This is a genomic window from Aeoliella straminimaris (assembly GCF_024054565.1).
Classification (GTDB): domain Bacteria; phylum Planctomycetota; class Planctomycetia; order Pirellulales; family Lacipirellulaceae; genus Aeoliella; species Aeoliella straminimaris.
Genome location: NZ_JAMXLR010000089.1, coordinates 18801 through 37448 on the forward strand (window position 1 = coordinate 18801; position 18648 = coordinate 37448).

11 protein-coding genes are annotated in these 18648 nt (G+C 56.6%); 7 read left to right on the forward strand and 4 right to left on the reverse strand.

Annotated elements, in window-relative coordinates:
- Positions 1-5 precede the first annotated feature (5 nt).
- Genes NG895_RS24545 through NG895_RS24555 form a run of 3 tightly spaced genes read right to left on the reverse strand, consistent with a single transcriptional unit; the run spans position 6 to position 3315 of the window.
- Entirely contained in the window at positions 6-1037 is a 1032-nt protein-coding gene (locus NG895_RS24545) for a DUF1559 family PulG-like putative transporter (protein WP_425267260.1), read from the reverse strand.
- 47 nt (positions 1038-1084) lie between these two features.
- A complete protein-coding gene (locus tag NG895_RS24550; protein ID WP_252855193.1) occupies positions 1085-2671 on the reverse strand; it encodes a FecR domain-containing protein in 1587 nt (528 codons plus the stop codon).
- Positions 2668-3315 (reverse strand): sigma-70 family RNA polymerase sigma factor, encoded by a 648-nt coding sequence (locus NG895_RS24555; protein WP_252855194.1) that lies wholly within the window; start codon positions 3313-3315, stop codon positions 2668-2670. The genes NG895_RS24550 and NG895_RS24555 overlap by 4 nt, the downstream gene beginning before the upstream one ends.
- A 306-nt stretch (positions 3316-3621) precedes the next feature.
- Here NG895_RS24555 and NG895_RS24560 point away from each other — a divergent pair, with 306 nt between their 5' ends.
- The 4 genes from NG895_RS24560 to NG895_RS24575 all read left to right on the forward strand — a co-directional run bounded on the left by NG895_RS24560 (position 3622) and on the right by NG895_RS24575 (position 12462).
- Complete coding sequence (locus NG895_RS24560) at positions 3622-4617, forward strand: LamG-like jellyroll fold domain-containing protein (protein ID WP_252855195.1); 996 nt, start codon at positions 3622-3624, stop codon at positions 4615-4617.
- 112 nt (positions 4618-4729) lie between these two features.
- The gene (locus tag NG895_RS24565; protein WP_252855196.1) at positions 4730-8338 is read left to right on the forward strand and encodes a LamG domain-containing protein; all 3609 of its coding nucleotides are present in this window, start codon (positions 4730-4732) and stop codon (positions 8336-8338) included.
- Positions 8339-8367: 29 nt separating this feature from the next.
- Positions 8368-10533 (forward strand): LamG-like jellyroll fold domain-containing protein, encoded by a 2166-nt coding sequence (locus NG895_RS24570; protein WP_252855197.1) that lies wholly within the window; start codon positions 8368-8370, stop codon positions 10531-10533.
- A gap of 456 nt (positions 10534-10989) precedes the next feature.
- Entirely contained in the window at positions 10990-12462 is a 1473-nt protein-coding gene (locus tag NG895_RS24575; protein WP_252855198.1) for a matrixin family metalloprotease, read from the forward strand.
- A 47-nt stretch (positions 12463-12509) separates the two neighbouring features.
- Here the strand turns inward: NG895_RS24575 and NG895_RS24580 are convergent, their stop codons facing one another.
- On the reverse strand, positions 12510-13910 hold the full coding sequence (locus NG895_RS24580; RefSeq protein ID WP_252855199.1) for an alpha/beta hydrolase family protein: 1401 nt from the start codon (positions 13908-13910) through the stop codon (positions 12510-12512).
- 684 nt (positions 13911-14594) lie between these two features.
- Between NG895_RS24580 and NG895_RS24585 the strand changes: the two genes are divergently transcribed.
- The 3 genes from NG895_RS24585 to NG895_RS24595 all read left to right on the forward strand — a co-directional run bounded on the left by NG895_RS24585 (position 14595) and on the right by NG895_RS24595 (position 18587).
- Positions 14595-15143: a sigma-70 family RNA polymerase sigma factor gene (locus NG895_RS24585; protein ID WP_252855200.1), complete on the forward strand. Its 549-nt coding sequence runs from the start codon at positions 14595-14597 to the stop codon at positions 15141-15143.
- 97 nt (positions 15144-15240) lie between these two features.
- Positions 15241-16887, forward strand: coding sequence for a hypothetical protein (locus NG895_RS24590; protein ID WP_252855201.1), 1647 nt, complete (start codon positions 15241-15243; stop codon positions 16885-16887).
- A 671-nt stretch (positions 16888-17558) separates the two neighbouring features.
- On the forward strand, positions 17559-18587 hold the full coding sequence (locus NG895_RS24595; RefSeq protein WP_252855202.1) for a DUF1559 domain-containing protein: 1029 nt from the start codon (positions 17559-17561) through the stop codon (positions 18585-18587).
- Positions 18588-18648 lie beyond the last annotated feature (61 nt).

Below are 18648 nucleotides of genomic sequence, written 5' to 3' on the forward strand. Positions count from 1 at the left end.
GGGAACTATTCGACGGAGACCAAGCCATCGTACCGGCAGCCTAACCGTCGCAGCGCTTCCATGGACGTATCATTGGTCAGGAATCGAACGCTGCCATCGGCAATAAGAACGTTCACTCCGCCAGGGTGATCGGAGGTAAGGCTCTTATTGAATTCACCAAAGTGCGACTTGCCAGCTTGTCGCACGCTGAGCCAGTCGGTGTTGTTAATGGGGTACCGTAGCGTCGTCATGTTATAGAGGAATACATCCGTACCTCGAACGTCATCCAACGGCACGGGATCCACTCCATGGCCTGACATCTGACCATCGCAGGAACTCGAAAACACCCCACCCGTGGCACAGCTACGAATGTCCCTTTGCTTCTCCGGATTGTTTTGCTCGAATCCCCACCCCGATTGTTCGCCCATTGCCATGGTGTTGGAAAGGCCATCCGTAATTCGCTTGGGTTTCAACAAGCTATCCGCGTAAAACAGTCCATTGCGCGAGAGCAGTCCACGCTGCACTGGTACAACTTCTCGATACTCGGGGCTATTGATCTTGTTGTCAGTGGCGCCAGAAATCGCTACGTACATGGGCATCACATGACCTTCGTAGAGCGGATTCAGGTTGTCTTCGTCCAGCACCACGCGTTGCGGCAACGTGCTGGTGGGACACCATAAGTAGGAGGGCGACCAGGACTGCAGTAACGCTGCATTCTTGGTGCCGGGGGTACCGTATCCAGCCCAGCGATTGCCCGTCTTTTCGAGCTGATCGAACAACACTTCGTCTTCGACATAGGGAATCACGGAGTCGAAGAACCCTTTAATCTCGCACTTATAGCCACCGGTTGGTAAGGTACCCTTGGCGGTCAGGTGGTTGTGCAGCGCGAGCCCCAACTGCTTCAGATTATTCACGCACTGTGTACGGCGAGCGGCCTCTCGGGCGGCCTGCACGGCCGGCAAGAGCAGGGCAACTAGAATCCCGATAATGGCAATCACCACTAGCAATTCGACTAAAGTAAAGCCGATATTGCGATGCGGTAGGTGTTTACGCAGCATCATCCAAGTTCTCCCAGCTTGGTAGTTAGCAAGCAATAGCAACAACGCTAGTTGCTCTTTGCGTCGTAATGTCGCGCGACCTCGAGAGGCACCGCCGCGATACCGTACATGCAGTAACCCGTTCCACGCCGGGCCTGCCTGACACTGCCCAGGACGACAGTGGTGGGGTAGTCAACGTCTCGTTGCCAAACAAAGAACTTCGTATCGATCGCCTTGCCTGGCCCCCTTGCTAGTTCATAGCCATCGACCAGGGCATACTCACCCGATTCGTCCAAGCCAATTTGCATATCGGTCTTGGTAAATTCGTCGGTCAACCACTCTGGCACTTTTGCAATGGGACTCATGAACACGAACAAACGAGAGGGTCGGCCTACCGTGACCTCCACGCTCAAATTGGACCGACCTTTGTCACCGTTGAACGGCATGATGTAATCGGCGCCTTGAAGAATCGATGGGATACCGCTCGAATCGACACCATTCCATTGATGCTGACGGTCAACATAGGCCAACACGTCTTCACGCAGACCGCCGGGAACAATCCGGTACGATTTCGCGCCAATTCCATCACGAATGTTATCGCTAACGTTCGTGAAGATGCTGGAAGGTCTGCCGGCTTCCAATGGCAGGTCATTGCGAAAGGTCGGAAACTGCGAATCGTCGTACGACACCAGGCGACGCATCGACCCATCCAGATCCATGGTGAGAGCCTGACCTTGCACAAGGCGACGCGTCACACTGGGCTTCAAGAGATTATCCTGTGGGCCGTACATCAGATCGACGGCGCCGCGGAACACCGCCACCGCCGTGGAACCTTTCTCATCGACGGCCACTCCAAACTCGGTACCCAAGTCGACAATGCGGCCATTGGGTGTCTCAATCGCAAAGCCTCTGCCGGCTTTACCGACCCTGGCCGACAGGACACCAAAGCGGCTGTAGACTTCCGTCGGAGAGCGCAGCTCCAAAAGCGCGGGGCCCCGAACTCTCATTCTGACCGAGCGGTCGAATACCAACTCGAGTTCGCCCGAAGTCAGGTGAAGCGTCTGCCCGACAGAAACACGAGTAAGCTCATCAACGTCGATATTGTCCTTGGCCCAGACCACATCATCCGCTCGAATCACGGTGGCCACTTCGCCAGTTACGGCCTTCGGCACACCTTCCTCCGCTCCGCGAGAAGCAGAACCATTTCCAACGGTAGCCGACCTGTCGGCCGATACAAGTGTGTTGGTCACACCACCTTCGCCACCAGCGGCTACGGAAGTGGTGTTGTCATCATTGCGCGAGAGCAATAGCACCACCGCTAAAAAAATGCTTGCCGCTGTGACAATGTAGGCCAGCGGCGCCCGCTGGTGCATGCGCGATCGCACTGATCGATCCAGCAGCGTCAACGGTTTGCCACCGGCGTCCTCACTTTCACGTCCCGGTCCAGCGCAGTAAGACGCGGCTTCGCTAAATCCTCTGAAGACGGACGAATCGGTTACCAGTTCCACATAGTCCGATATAGCCTCCGGCTCCGATTGCAGCAGTCGATTCAGCTCGTCTGAATCGGCCTGGGTCGCCTCGCCATTTAGCTGCAATGTCAGCAGCTGATCGAGCCGACTAATGCGACCTTCGCTTTTTTGAGGAAGTTCTTTCATGCTAAGTGGTCTCGTTTCAGTCTTCGCTCTATACAGTTTCGAAGCGAAGCTCTGATACGCTGCAGAGCCTTATATACAGCCGCGCGTGTTTTGCCGATGGAGCGTCCCAATTCGTCGACACTCGTCCCGGGTGCGTAGAACCTGGTAATAAGCTCTCGCTGTCTGTCATGCAGTTCCTGAAAACAGTCGCGCAGCGCTCCAAAGCGGGCATCGGTAACCGGCAACAAGTTGCCATGTTGCTCCGCGATCGCATTGATGGTCTCGTCATCGAACACCAGGCGATTGCGTGACTGGCGTTTGCGCCACGTGAGCACTTGATAGTAAGCGACACTTATCGCCCAGGTGCCGAAATCGGTCTCGCCGTCGAAGCGAGAAAAGTCTCGCCACAGACGAATGTTTGTCTCCTGAAACACCTCATCCGCGTCGGCCCAGTTTGGCACCAGGCTCAGCACATAGGCGTATACTCTCCGCTTATGTGCGGCCCACAAGCGAATGAAATTGGCTTTATCCATGCTCGACAAGCCGTGGTCCGAGTCCCCTTCCAAGCCATTCGCACTTTCACGCATTACTTCAGTGACCTCGGCTGGAACGGTTGCGCAGGTGGTCTTCGTACCCGAATCGTCGGATGTCGGCTTCGTTGGCATCAGCAGCTCCTAACGATATAAGGCGCGTCGGACGGGAGTTGGACGAAGATTTGTACCCAATCGCAGAATTCTCACCCGCCAACAGCGTACGGGGATGGGCATCAAATCGCAAACTTTTTCTAACCTTTTTAATTCCCCAGTTTCGGTGTCCAGAAATAGACTGTCGCGCCTTTTAGTTGTTAGTGCACTTGGTTGCTGCCGACTGTCGGAAGCTATTCGACACAAGCTCCACAGTGCAATCTTGCGAGAAGATGGCGGAATGTACCCTTTCTACTGATGTTCATCTCTAGCGGAGGCCTTGTTCTAATGACCATCCAAGATTTGCGACTGTCCCTCCCCGTTGCCACCACTACTTTTCTTGCTTTGTTACTGGTCGCGACTTCTTCCAGTACCGCTGGCACCTACAGCGACGCTGTCCTCGCCGACAATCCACTAGCGTACTACCGTCTCAACGAGACGTCTGGCACCACAGCCGCCAGTAGCGGTAGTGCGGCGGGCGTCGACGCCACCTACGAATTCATTCCCGGCGCCACTTCGACGAATACCAGCGACTACAATCAGCCTGGCCCCGACCTGCCCGGCTTCGACGCCACGAATCGCTCAATCGTCCTTGATCCTGAAGAAGGGGGTGGCGACAACCCGGCAGTGGTCCGTCCGTGGAGTGCCTCCGACCCGCTGGCCATCGACGGCTCCACCGGTCTCACGCTCGAGGCATGGGTCAAGCGTGCACCTCAGTCGATCGAAACCAGCAACGACAGCGAAGGCATTGTGGGGCGCTATCAGGATAACACCGCGAGCCCCGATGGCATGGAGGCACGCTCCTATTTGCTTGTTTACGACGACGAAGACAATGCCTTTTCCTTTATCATCACCGACCTTGGCAACTTTTCCGACGCCGACCAGCTCATGGCGAGCGAATACGACGTTCCGTTGGATGAATGGTTGCATGTGGTCGGCACCTATGCCCCCCCAGCGCTCGTGAACCCGGGTGATCCTGGCATGTTGACGATGTATGTCAACGGAGAGGTTGTCGCCAGCAAGGAAACCACCAAGACCTCCATCTACACCGGTCAATCCGATTTCTGGATCGGAAGGCAGTACACCAACTCCGACCAATGGACCTTTGAGGGGAACATCGACGAAGTGGCTGTGTACGACTACCCACTGAGCGCCGAAGCGGTCGCAAGCCACTATGCCGCGGCCATCCCGGAACCCAGTACCATTGCTATAGCAGTGCTCGGCGCAGCAGCATTTGGCCTGCGACGTAGATTATTACTGGATTGCGATGCTTCTCGCAATTAGTCTGATATCGCGCCACTTCAAACCACCGCATTCGCGCCCCGCGAGTGGCGGGACCGTTGATCGCTTCGCACCACCGCTGGTCTCAACGACCGTCTCGACCAAGGATCCGTCGATGCTTCGAACTTACTCTGCCTTGCTCGCGTCCATGTTGGTTGCGGGACTGAACGCGTCCGTCGCATTCGGCCAGTACTCCAACGAAGTATTCTCCGATTCCCCGATTGCCTACTACCGTTTGGAGGAGACGTCGGGGACCATCGCGACCAACAGCGGCTCGCTCGGCATGGCGGTGGACGGCACCTTCTTGAACCTCGGTACCGACACAGGGGTCAACAACATCGCTCAGGCCGGCCCACGTCTCGGCGATCTGGCCGGGGGCTTTGCAATCGACGGATTCGGGGCGGACAACAAAGCAGTGCGGCTATCGCCACTCACAGCGCCTGACTTCCCCGGTGTAGAAGTGCCCTGGGATACAGAGGGAGCAAATCCCCTGGCCCTAGATGGTTCCACCGGCTTGACGCTCGAGGCGTGGATCTATCGCGACCTTCCCATCGTGTCCGGCTCCGACAACGAGGGCATCGTGGCTCGCTATCAAGACGATACGGCCAGCCCCGATGGCGCCGAAGCTCGCGCGTACAACTTGTATTACGACGACGACATCAACGGCTTCGGATTCGCTATTAGCGACGATGGCAACTTCGACAGTGCGAACGGTGTACTCGAAGCGGTCGACTACGACGTGCCGTTGCAGGAATGGGTGCATGTCGCAGCAACGCTAGAGCCCATGGGCACAGGATCGGCCAACATGAGCATCTACGCCAACGGAAATCTGGTGGCCAACCGAACCACGCCTCTGACAAGCCTGTACACTGGGGCAGCCGATTTCTGGATTGGTCAGCAGTTCACCACCGCCAATAACTGGACCTTTGAAGGCACGATCGACGAGGTCGCCGTCTACGACTACCCACTTACCGCCACGCGCATTCTCGAGCACTACGAAGCAGCCACGACCAACATCCCTACCTCGTTCTCATGGAACGTCGATTCGTCGGGCGACTGGAACGCCTCCGGCAACTGGAGCTTCAACACAGTGCCGAATAACAATCAGCAGGTCGCGGTGCTAGGTAACTCAATCAGCGAACCTCGCGTCGTCTTCACCAACGATGATATCACCATCAAGGGCCTAACCATTTCCAACGGCAATCAGTACATGCTGGCCGGTACTGGCAGCATCACGCTCTCGGCCGATTCAGAAAACGCCCAGGTCACCGCCTCGGGCACGCACACCATTGCAGTCGACCTGGTGCTGGATTCCGAGACCGATCTCAGCGAGGGCTTTGTCAATCTCACCGGCGAACTCGACATGGGAAGCAATAACCTCAATATCCTGTCGGGCACGTGGAACATCTCAAACAGCGTGACCTCTACCGGAGGCGCCACCGTGATCAACGAAGGCACGCTAGGCACTGGAGGTAGTGTCGACTTCGCAGCCAACCTCACCAGCACGGGAACATTGGATATCGATATCGCTGGTGAAAAGGCAGGGGAGTTTGATTTCTTCGACATCACCGGCACAGCGACACTATCTGGCGTACTGGCTGTAGAACTCTACAACGGGTACGCGCTCTCCGGCGATGAATCGTTCACCGTCTTGTCAGCCACTACACTCATCGACAACGGTATCACGCTCGGCGGACCGAGTAGCGATATGTTTTCTTTGTCGGTCGTCGGCAATAGCCTCGTGTTGAGTGTAAGCATGGCATTGGATGGCGACTTCAATGGCGATGGCATGGTAGATCTTGCCGACTACACCGTATGGCGCAACAACCTCGGTGCCGGCGACGATTCGGCCATCAACAACAACGGTGATGGGGTAGACGGCATCGACACCAACGACTACCTAGTCTGGAAACAGAACTTCGGAATGGACAATTCGGCCGCATCCAGCAGCTCCCAAGCAGTACCAGAGCCTGCATCTCTGGGATTGATGGTCGTCATTGGGCTACTCTACTGGCGGCGCGGACGGCGAGCAGTTGTCCCGCTTGCGACCGCCCTGCTGCTGCTTATGTGGCCATCCGCTTCGCGAGCCCAGTACAACTCTACCGTGCTGTCGAGCGGGCCCACCGCCTACTACCAGCTGAATGAACAAGGGGACGGACTGACCTTCTTCGCCGAGAATTCGACCAGCGTGACGGGAATCGATGCCGCAATTCAGAACATCGACAACTTCGGAGACACCGGTCCCAACAACATAGGGCAAGTGGGACCTCGCCCCGGTGACATTGCCGGCGGCTATGTCATCGATGGCTTCGCCACCGACAACTTAGCAGTACACTTTGGCCATCCTATTTCGGGCTTCGGTCGACTCGAGGTTACAGACGACGCCGTAACGCCCAATCCTCTCGACATTACGGGTAGCCTGACACTGGAAGCCTGGGTGAACCGAGATGCACAGACCGACAGCGGGGGCAATGAGGGTATCGTCTCCAAGTACGTCGGCGACGGCAACAATCGCTCCTACAACTTGTTCTACGACCCGGTCCCAGGTCGGGTTGGTTTTGTCATCGGACAATCGGGGACATTTGCCTCCACATCCCAGATCAACTCCGAAACCGACATTGCGCTGGGAGAGTGGACTTACATTGCCGCCACCTACGATCAAAGCACCACCACGATGTCGCTCTACGTGAACGGCGAACTGTCTGCGCAGGAGGTTGTCGCCACCACCGAGATCTTCGACGGGGTCGGGGAGTTTTGGATCGGACATCAGTTCTCGGGCGATAATCTCTGGGGCTTTGAAGGACGAATCGACGAAGTGGCCGTCTACGACACAGCCCTATCAGCCGGTGAAATTCAGTCTCATTTCGAAGCGGCCGTCGGTGCTTCTTCCGGTGCATACACATGGAACATCAACGGCTCCGGCAATTGGGGTAGCATCGCCAATTGGTCGCAGGCTTCCGTACCAAACCGAACTGGGGTGGTGGTGAATCTGGGGAATGTAATTACGTCGCCCCAGACGATTTACCACGAAGACCCCATGGTCGTTGGCGAATTAAACATCGACAGCGCCCAACAATATGCGATCGCCAGCTTTTCCACGATGATCATGCGGACCGACGCGGGATCTGCTGAGATCAACGTGCTGCAAGGCGACCACTTGCTGCAGACAAACATACGGTTCGATGATGATACCACGCTGACCGTTTCTTCTGGCAGCCTGAGCTTCGAAGGCACCGTAGATCTCAATGGCAACGACCTCACTATTGCAGGCGACGGCACCGTTAGTTTCGACTATCGAGTGCTGCCCACCGACGGAGGGACCATCATTAACTCCGGATCGCTTGCACTTTCGTCATCGGCCCAGATCGGTGGCGATTTAATTAGCGATGGAGCGTTGTCGCTGGGCTTCGGAGAGACCAAGGCGCCTTCGGTCACCGGTATGGCCAGCCTGTCTGGCACGATCGCCCCCGCCTTGCCCGATAGTTTCCAACCAACATCGGGCCAGTCGTATGCTTTGCTTACGGCAGGCGAGCTCGTTGATGAGGGATTCACGTTGAGCCCCGAATTCTCGAACGGCTATCGACTTTCCGTGTCGGGGAATAGTCTTATGCTCACCGCGGTGCCCGAACCTGGCTCTCTACTACTAGGCTCGGCAACATCACTACTTCTGTTGCTAACCTACCGTCGTCCGCTGAGGTGGGTAGCCACTCTTAACAGATCCTGATACTCTTGCATGCGCGAGGAAGCGAACCTATGTCGCTATCTCAGAGTTCGGGGAGAGCCTGCGTACTGCTGGGCTGCGTGACCCTGGTGACTGCGTCCACCAGGGCCGAACAAATCGTCGATCTGGCGACAATCCGCCCTGCATTTGAGACTTTTTTCGAGAGCCGTCGACTCGCCGCCGAACCCTACGGCCAGTATCGGATGCGCTCGACCGATAACAGTCCCGACTACTATGCCTCGCTCGATGTCGTGATCTCGCGAACGTTGATGGGCGAAGATTTCACTCAGTCGCTCTCTAATCAGCAGCGCACTGAGTGGATCAATCATCTGCACTCCTTCGCGTTGGCGAATGGAACCTACAGTTCCACCTACGGACACCACCAGTTGCATGCCAACGGAATGACCATAGGAGCATTGGGGCCACTGGGCGGTAAGCAACTCTATCCGGCCACACCCTTATACGCTCCGTTCGACCAACCAGACGAGGTGAGCGGCTATCTGCAGAACAGCATCAACTGGACCAATCAGTGGTCGGAGTCCCACAAGTTTTGGGGCGGCTTGCATGTCTACAGTCTGAGTAGCGGAGCGAGCGATGAATGGCGCGACACTGTATTCGACTGGCTAGACACCAATGTTGATTCCGGCACCGGTTGGTGGCGGATCGGCCAACAACCGAGCAGCGATGTACAGGGACTTGGCGGAGGAGCTCACATTTGGCCCATCTACGAACACTGGGGACGTGAATTCCCCGAGCCCGAGCGGGTAATCGATCGCATCTTGTCCATGCAACTGCCCAGCGGGCGATTCGGCAATGGCAATAGCGGCTACATGGACCTCGACGCACTTTACGGTTTGAAATTCATGAGGTCGCACTCTCCCACCTATCGGTCGGCTGAAATCGATTCCGCCGTGGAAAACTTCGGAGTGTATCTTGCCGGTAGTATCAATGGGTTCCTGGCCAGCGGGCCAACCATGCATGAAACGCTGGCGAAGGTCGGAGGCTTTGGACTGCTCAATCAAATGGCGCCCGAAGAATTCCCCGACAGCACAGGAAGCCAATGGACCGACATCTTTACCGACCCCAAGCTCTACCAAACGGCGGCCGTCGAAACACTGCCGGACGACCTGGAACCACTGGGGTCCGATGATGTGTCGATCTACTCGTCCGTGGTGCTCGCCGATGGCCCCGTGGGCTATTGGCGCCTTGGGCAAACAGGTGGAATCGTGGCACCCAGTGCCGCGGTTGATGAAAGCCTGAATGGACTTTACGTCGGTCTGGGGGCAAGTGCGGGGCCGGCAAACATAGGGCAGCCCGGCCCCCGCCCCTCGGCCGGCTTCTATGGGATGTCAAGCGACAACCGTTCCGCCCATCTTGATGGTGAAATCTCGTACGTATCCATCGCCGATTCGCCTCAGATCGATATTACTGGCGAATTGACCATGGAGGCTTGGATCAAGCTGGACGAGTATCCTGAAGGCAATGGCGGCATTGTTGCCAAGTACCAAGGCTCCGGCAACCAGCGTGGCTATAACCTGTACGTCAATTTGCAGAATGGTGGAGTGGGTGCGCTCGGCATGGTTATCTCTCCCGACGGCACCTTCGGGTCCGCTCGCGATATTGTCGACGACACACCACTTACCATTGGAGAGTGGATTCACGTGGCCGGGGTCTTCAAGCCCGATGACTTTATGAGACTGTACGTTAACGGACAATTAGTTCACGAGGAAACAGAGGCAAGCGGCAGCGTCCCTAGCTCGATTCATTCCGCCACCGCGGATCTATGGTTGGGTGCCCAGTTCAGCACCTCCAGCGACTTTCGACTGCCCGGGCTCATCGACGAAACCGCCGTATACGACCGGGCTCTCACCGACAACGAACTCCTGACCCACTATCTGGCAGCCACCCAACTGCCGGGCGATTTCAATCGCGACGGCCTCGTCGGCATTGCCGACTACGTGGTCTGGCGCAACTCCTTGGGGCAACTCGGCGCTGGACTGTCTGCCGACGCGAACTATGACGGGGTCGTTAATGCAGCAGACTACGAGGTTTGGAAGCTGCATTTCGGTGCGGTGGCGATGTCGAAGGAGTCGTCCATGGCGAGCATGGTCCCCACGCCCGTTTCCAACCAACTTCTACTCATCTCCGTGTCTCTATTCTGTGGCAGGCGCGTACTTCTGGCGTGCGCTGCCCCTTAAAACAAGCTGAGTAGCTTCAATGGAGTCCGATTGGTGTGAGTAACCTCTCGGATGGACTGACTTGCGCCGCGTTGCAGACATTCCACCCTCGGTTATACGCCCGCCGCATCTACTCCTGCAGATTCTTGCAGACTGCAATGGATGCGAAACGATGGACTCGCTACGCTACACCCTACTATCAGCGGGGCCCTGTTGACGTTTGTGCGAGGTAGCGGGCGAACAGCACGGTGTCTCGGCTAACACGACGAAGCCACCATAGTTCGTGCTAAGGATTCCTTGTATCGACAACACTAAGGCCAGTGGGTCACGACTACTGTTGGAGATGTAGCAAGGAGTCCGCAGCCAGTGGCCGAGATTTTTCGCAGTTGCACGAGCGATTTCGTCGATTATCCGCCTAGAAACCGAGCAAGAGAAGATCGGCCAAACATTGCAGCCTCACACAAGGATACTCGAGGCATGTGGTCTCACACTTTCAACAAACGCGTCGCACTAGGCATCTTGACTTTCGCCTGCGCCGCGTCATCGCTGGCTTACGTGCCCGACGATCGCTGGTCGACAACCACATCGGGCAGTACGGGCAACTATGGCGATCCCGCCACCCTGGCATGGAGCCTTGTGCCCGATGGCACTAGGATTCCTGGGGAAGAGAATAGCAACCTAATTAACTACCTGGACGACCTATTTAATGTCTCGGCCAATAGCACGGATCTCACCAATCGCCCCTGGTTTTCATTGGTGGAAGAGTCGTTCACTCGCTGGTCCGATTTGTCGGGCCTGACGTTTGTTTATGAGCCGAACGACACGGGCAGTTCTCTGGAGACATCCAGTGGTGTGCTCGGCACCCGCGGCGACATTCGCATCGGTGGGGCTTACCTCGATGGAACAAATGGCACGCTAGCCTATGCCTACTTGCCGGACATTGGGGACCTGGTGGTCGACACGGGCGAGACGACTTTTTATTCCAATTCGTCGAACAACTATCTACAACTGCGAAACGTGCTAATGCACGAGATAGGCCACGCATTAGGACTGCTGCACGTTGAGTCTTCCAGTGAGTCGCTGCTCATGGAGCCAACCATCAATCTAAGCATCGACGGGCCACAGCTCGATGAAATTCGCGGAATCCAAGGCCTGTACGGCGACGCCTACGAAAAATCAAACAACGGCCTGGGTAATGGCAGCTACCTGCGGGCCACGGACCTGGGACAATTGGTCTCGGGTGGAGACCTTGCAATTGGAACCGATGCAACAGGTGGCCAGACAGTACTGGCCACGGAGTCCGACTTCGTCAGCATCTCGGAATCCACGGATTACGACTATTACTCCTTTACGATCGACGCCGCTTCGCTTGTCGACCTAACGCTGACTCCGCTGGGAGGCGTATTCAGCCAGGCGGTGGAGGGGGGCGCCGAATCGGCATTCGACGCGAATTCGCGAAATGATCTGCAACTCGCCCTGTACGATACGGACGGGACAACGTTGCTCAAGCTGGCAAACGAAACCGGCCTTGGGGGAGTTGAGCAACTCTCAAACCTCGAGTTATCCTCGGCCGGCACCTACTACGCCCGTGTTAGCGGTTCGACCAGCAGCATGCAACTGTATGAGCTGCAACTTTCGGCCGCCGCTTTAGTGCTTGCCGAGACCGGGGACTTCAATGGAGATGGTCTGGTTGACTTGGCCGACTACACGGTGTGGCGTAATTCGCTTGGCGACGCCGGTGCCAACCTTGCCGCTGATGGCAACTACGACAACTTGGTGAATGCGGCGGACTACGCCATCTGGAAGAATCAGTTCGGCAGCGCAGCTTCGACCGGTGTAGTCGTAGGAACCACCAACGTGCCAGAATCCAGCAGTCTGGTACTACTGGGCATCGCGGCACTCGCTATCACCCATACAAGACTGCGACGCACCACCAACCGCCTGGACTAACCTGTCAGGTGGTTCGAGCGGCCCACGAGATCGAACGTCCGCGGCTGCTAAGGAATTTTCACCTCGAATCGAAATGTGGCAGACATCGATGGGTCAGGACGCTGGACCAACGTTGCCAGCAAATCGCCGGCACTGCGGTGCGGGCGAATGGAGGCAAGTGCCTCGCCATTAACTATGACCTCGACCTCGTTGTCCAAGTCCACCAGCTCGTCCGAAAGCAGCAGCGTCAACCTGGCACCACTGAGCGACTGCGGATTGGACTCGGGCCGCTTGATGTGCGTTGGATGTCCCTCCGGCGTTTGCTTGGACAGTTGCTCGGCCACGAGTTCGATGCAATTCTCTTCACGACTTGCAATCGCACGAATGTGATTACGCCCCGTGCGATCCTCCGACTCCCATTCGACCCAATAGAAACGCTCGCGTCGGTGACCTTCCAGCGGCTGATCGATCCATTCGAGCGTCTTCGGGAACGGCGTGCGGCTTTGCTTCGCGATCCAGCCAGGTCCGGGGCGATAGTCGATTCCGTGGCCACGCCCGGTTTGGACGTTAATACTATGCTGATAGCCGGCGGGGTCAGCGTCGTGTAGTTTGTCGAGCTCCTGATGAAACGCCACCGCCAGGGGCCTGCGGTCGAACATGTCGTCCATTGCGCCCACGTCAGTCCGAAAGGCAACGTTTCGCAGGTTCTCGGGTGGATTACCCAAAGCAACCCCAGCGGCCATGGCACTCGCACCAGCAAAGCGATCGGCCATGAAGGGGACCACGACATCAGTCGCATAGCCACCTTCGGAAACACCGAGGAAGTACACGCGGTTGGGGTCTACTCCCCACTGAGAGATCGCGTGGTTGATCACCAAGTCGTAGGCCTGCTGATTGTGATAGTGCCACCAACGCCCCAGTCGGTCGTCGGCCATGCGAGGGATCCAGTAAATCCCCTCGGACGGATAAACTTGCACGGCCAATTGAATCTGAGCCTGCATTTCTTGAGTATTCATTGGCCAAGCGTGCGGGCCTTCCGCATCGGGATTGGCTCCGCCCCCGTGCAGACAGATGAATAGTGGCCGTCCCGCTGCAGGAGGATGTTGCTGCTCGCGGCGAATCACGACGTACGGCATAGTGAACTCGCCAAGCTCAAGCGTCTCGATGTCGATGCGCAGCTGGCCTTGCTGTACTCTGCTATGCACCTCATCCGGCAGCGCTGACAGAGGAGAATCTTTCTGCAACTGCTCGCTCACCAGATGCCACAACTGTTCCTTGACCAGCGCGGCATCCTGCTTCGAGAGGTCGCTGGGCAAATCTAGCGACTCAACCGAGGGACGAGACTGCCTTGGCGTGGCGATCCATTTTCTCGCTTGCTCGAGCTGATCAGAGGTCAGCTTCGCCAAAGAAGAGGAAGCTACACATGCCAAGAATAGCACCACTATCGACGTTCGAATCATAAGGATCATCAACAATTTATCCTGAATTGAGTGTTGGCCTGAGCAACCCTCCCGCGAAAACTCCCGTGGCCGCCGCGTCTCACAACTTGACCGGCCCTGGCCAATCCGCACGAACGGAATTGGTGGCAACTTCATGCGGCCAACCGCCTCTCGGCGAAAGAACACACCTCGACAGCTCTTCCGGATTCGTACCTGGACAGCGGAATGCGGAGCCCGATTCGGAGACTTTGTATCAACGCAACTCGACACGGCAAAAGCGGTGCCCCCCGTGTCCAACCAGAACAAGTACCGCTTCGGCATGCGGACCATTTCAACACGAATCTTCACGGCGACTGTGACTGCCTATAATTCCGCGCTCCTGGAATTGGTTACCCGGATTTAGGCAAGAAACGGACAAGGGGTTGGCGGCCCGCCCCCCGCGCTCAGATACCCGCATGCGTGGTTTCACCGAGCAAGTCGAAGGCAAATACTTCCAGCAGGCGCCCAGAATTATGTAACCTCCTGCTACCACCATGGAATAGTAGAATGCGTAGGTGTATGCACCCATCGCAATACAAACTTGCTGGCGGTACAGAAGGCGCGAACATGATTCGTCGGCCGAGTGTTGGCCTCGTTTTCGCTCAGATGACGGGGCGCTCCAACTAAAGGCGGTACTAACCACCACCAAATTGGCAATTGGGGACGCGACGCTAGATGAATTTAGACGACCAGCAAGACAGGCCATCCGGTGCCGATGAGGAGTTCGTCCAGTTGCTCATTGCCGAGCAACATCGACTGCAGCATTACATCCTCACCCTGCTGCCCAATCGAGACGCAGCCGACAACGTCTTGCAAGAAACTAACATCGCCCTGTGGCGCAAGGCATCGGATTTCACTCCGGGCACGAACTTCTCCGCTTGGTCTCGTAAGGTGGCCTACTGGAAAGTGCAATCGTACTTGCGGGATCGACAACGCGAGAAAGTGGTTTTCAGTTCGGCCATGGTTTCCCAGCTGGCAAGTCGGGAAAACGCATTTGAGAAAAAGGCCGATGAGAAGTCGGCTCTGCGTCACTGCTTGAGCAAGGTCAGCGGCGCCAACCTACGACTACTGTACGAACGATATACCGAAGGCTGCTCGATTCAGGCAATTTCGAGCAAGGTTGGAAAAAAAGAGTCGGCCATCAAGGTGCAGCTTATGCGACTCCGCCGCAAGCTCTTGGATTGCATTGAGCGGAAAGTCGCACAAAAGTCGCCCGGCAACTAGCGGGGCACTTTAGATTGTTGAACGCCATTGGATGGAACCACTCAAAGTAACACGGGCGGAACAGCCTGCTCTACTCCACCTGCAATTGGTGAACACTGTGAACGATACCGAAAAGCTACACATCGACGAGTTCTTGGCCGTCATGGCCGATGGGGATCTGGACGAAGCGAAGGTAAAGAACTTTGAAGAGTTATTGCTCGATCGCAGCGATCTGCAGGACTATTATGCTACGCGGCTCGGCCATCAACTGCTGCTTCTGAACCAGCTTAAGTACTTTCACCCGGAATTGGGCTGTGACAGCGGCCAATTCTACCCATCCATCAGTCCACTCATTCCCGGTCTGACGGACGATTGCATGCCCCCGGAGTATGGCGATCGCCTCGAACCGCTATCTCTCGCGCCAGCTCGCTGGCAGCCGAAATACGATTGGCGCTATGTGCTTGGACTCGCCTGCTCCTTCCTGCTCGGAGCCGTAGTGGCAATTTGGTCGAGCCAGGGCAGACAACTCGCCAGCTGGAGCACCCCCACACCAGAGCATCCCTCGGTGCCCACGGCGGACCTCATTGAATCGGCAAAAATAGGTGAATCAGCCTCGCCCGACACGAAAGATCCGGCAGCCACTCCGCCTGAAGTAACCGACAATGGCTTGATGGTTAATAGCCGCAGGTCGCTGAATCTGGTCAGCAACATCACCCGCACCGAATCGATCGAAAGCATGGAGCTACCGTGCAAATCCGATTTCACTGGCTCAGTTTACAAACCCTGCACTGGTACGGCGCTGTTGCATCGCGAAGAGGGCACGCCGGAGAGAGGCTACCTTATCGCTCTCGAGCCCGGACAGCAGATGGATATCTATATCGACACCACAGCACACGATCAAAATGCTTTGAGCATCGTAGAACTCGACGAGCGAGGCGAGTTGGCTGGCGGTTGGACCACCTTTGACAACCTGTTCGAGAAAAACGCCAACCTTCCGGTAAGGCGATTGGGCAAGATCGGCTACCTCTCGGAGTACAACCCAAGCGACCAAACAAAATATTTCCTTTTCGTCGGCTCCCACATGCTCCCGGGACAAACCATCGACCGCCGCTGGTATCAAAGCGATTTTCGCGTCCGCCTGTCTAGTGACGATCTCACCGTGGTCGGTTGGGACGATAGCGGTACAGCACGATACAATGGCCCCGTGCCCGTGGACTACCAGCCGGACTACGATTTCAACGACGTCATGATGACGGTGCACTTCACCTCGCCCGAGTCCCCCGAGAATCCTCTCGGCGCCGGCATCGTAAACTACTTGCCCCTCCCTCAAGAGGAGGAGGCCTTCGCGGAGAAAGTTGGACTTGGCTGCAAGCTTCAAGTAACGCCGGGACATGAGCTGATTCTGTCCACGGCCTGCAACTCCTCCACATTGAACTCGGTTCAGATTGTAGAATTGCCGTCGAAGCGGATCATCTGGAGGAAGTCGAACGAACCGGATGAATCGGGCAACCAACCCGAAGGCGACTTTGGAGTATTTGCCATCCGTAACCTGTCTGATAAACCGGTGCTTTATGAGTTCCAGTCCTTCCATCGCCAGAAAGCGGAAGAAGGCGAAGAGCCGAGCGACTGGTCGGCGAGCCCCTTTCGCGTTTTTGCTGGCGGAGAGCGTCATGTCCTGTTTGGATTCGAAGACCACCCCGGCGATCCCATTCATCACAACAATGAAGACGTGAATGTCATCGGACGGCTATTGAAACTCGAATGATGTGCTTACCCATAGCCGTCAATTGCAGTACCGGCGCTTAACCGCAAAGCTCACTTCACGACCAGCTCCGCGCGGGCGAACCGTCACCAGCAGTAGACTTCCATATCACCCATAAGTGGAGCAATAGAAGATTTGACCCTACTGCTCAACATTCACCGTCCAGACGGCGCAGCGGACAACCGGCCTTCGCGCGACTGGAATACCCGCCAAGCAGTTTTTTTCCGCTTTCTGACAGGTGGAACGTAACCAAAATCGAAGGTGCGGAATAATTACGCGTTGGAACGAGGGCGGCGCTACCGGTTTGACCATATCTAGGTCGTGTTGAGCGCATTGGGCCAACGCGGCCGTCGGCCAAGTACGGTGGCGTGTGAGTGAACTGTGGAGGGCAAGAGGCCTGTCGGCCCTTGCTTCCAGTTCCTAATTCAAACTTGGCTCTATTTCATGGCGGACCTGGGCGGGGAGTACCAGCGTCTTCCTCGCCTCAGTCAGTCCGTTCCTCAGCAGATATGCAAGCTATTCCGAGCCAACCCATTGGTGAGCTAACTCCCCTCCCAATAACGGAGAACCAAGTGCCGATTTCCCCTCGAGATGCCTGGCGTCGACGTCCCTTCCACCATGCCAGCTCCGCCAAGCATAGCCTCCCTGGTTTCACCCTTGTGGAGCTACTAGTAGTGATTGCCATCATTGGCATACTCGTAGCGTTGCTGTTGCCTGCCGTTCAGGCAGCTCGAGAGGCTGCTCGGCGGACGCAGTGCACCAACAATCTGAAGCAGCTTACGCTCGGCATAGTGAATTTGGAGTCGACTACCGGTCGGCTTCCTTCGTCCGGATGGTATGGGTCGTGGACTGGCGATCCTGACCGAGGTACCGGCAAAGACCAGCCAGGGGGATGGCTTTTCAGCATCCTGCCTTACTTGGAGCAACCAGATCTCCGCGACTTGGGCGCTGGACTTTCCGGTACGGCACGTGCTCAAGCGCTCGGCTCCCGCGACGCAACGGTGGTGTCCGCGACCAATTGTCCCTCTCGCCGGAAGGGCGGTCCCTTTCCTGCCACCGCTTGGGAAAACCCCAAAACCGGCGACGGAGCCGGCGGAGTGACCACCTACGCCTCCGACCCGGTTGCCAAGTGCGACTATGCCATGAATGTGGGAGACATGACGGGCTACGATGGCTTCTGTCAATCGCACAGTCCGTCCAACTACGGCACGCTGCCAGCCTCTTGGCCCCCCAAGTCGCAGGAGTATAACGGAGTGACCTTTTGTGGAACCGCCGTGAAGCTTCGGCAGATCACCGACGGACTCTCTAACACCATCGCGCTCGGCGAACGCTGGGTTTCACCTGAGGTCTACCAGGGTGAGAAACATTGGGATGCTGATGACTGGTCGATGTACACCGGCTTCCAGGACGACATGGTGCGCTCTACGTACTACAACGGGAGAAAAAACACGCATACTCCTCGCCAGGATACGGACGATGTCACGGACCTCGCTCCCAATGCGTCTTCTACCAATAGCAGCATCAATCCACTGACACTCGCCATCCCCCGAGAACTTTTTGGATCTCCCCACGCTGGTGGTTGTCTCTTCTCGATGTGCGATGGATCGGTGGACATGGTCGAATTCGACATCGATCCTCAGGTCTTCCGGCAGATGGGTCACCGTAGCGATGGTGGCGAGATACTCAAAGTCAACATTTGGTAAGCCGGTAGTTCAATTCCCTCGATGCCACGTCAACCACTCCTCACAGTGGAGGCTAGGGAAT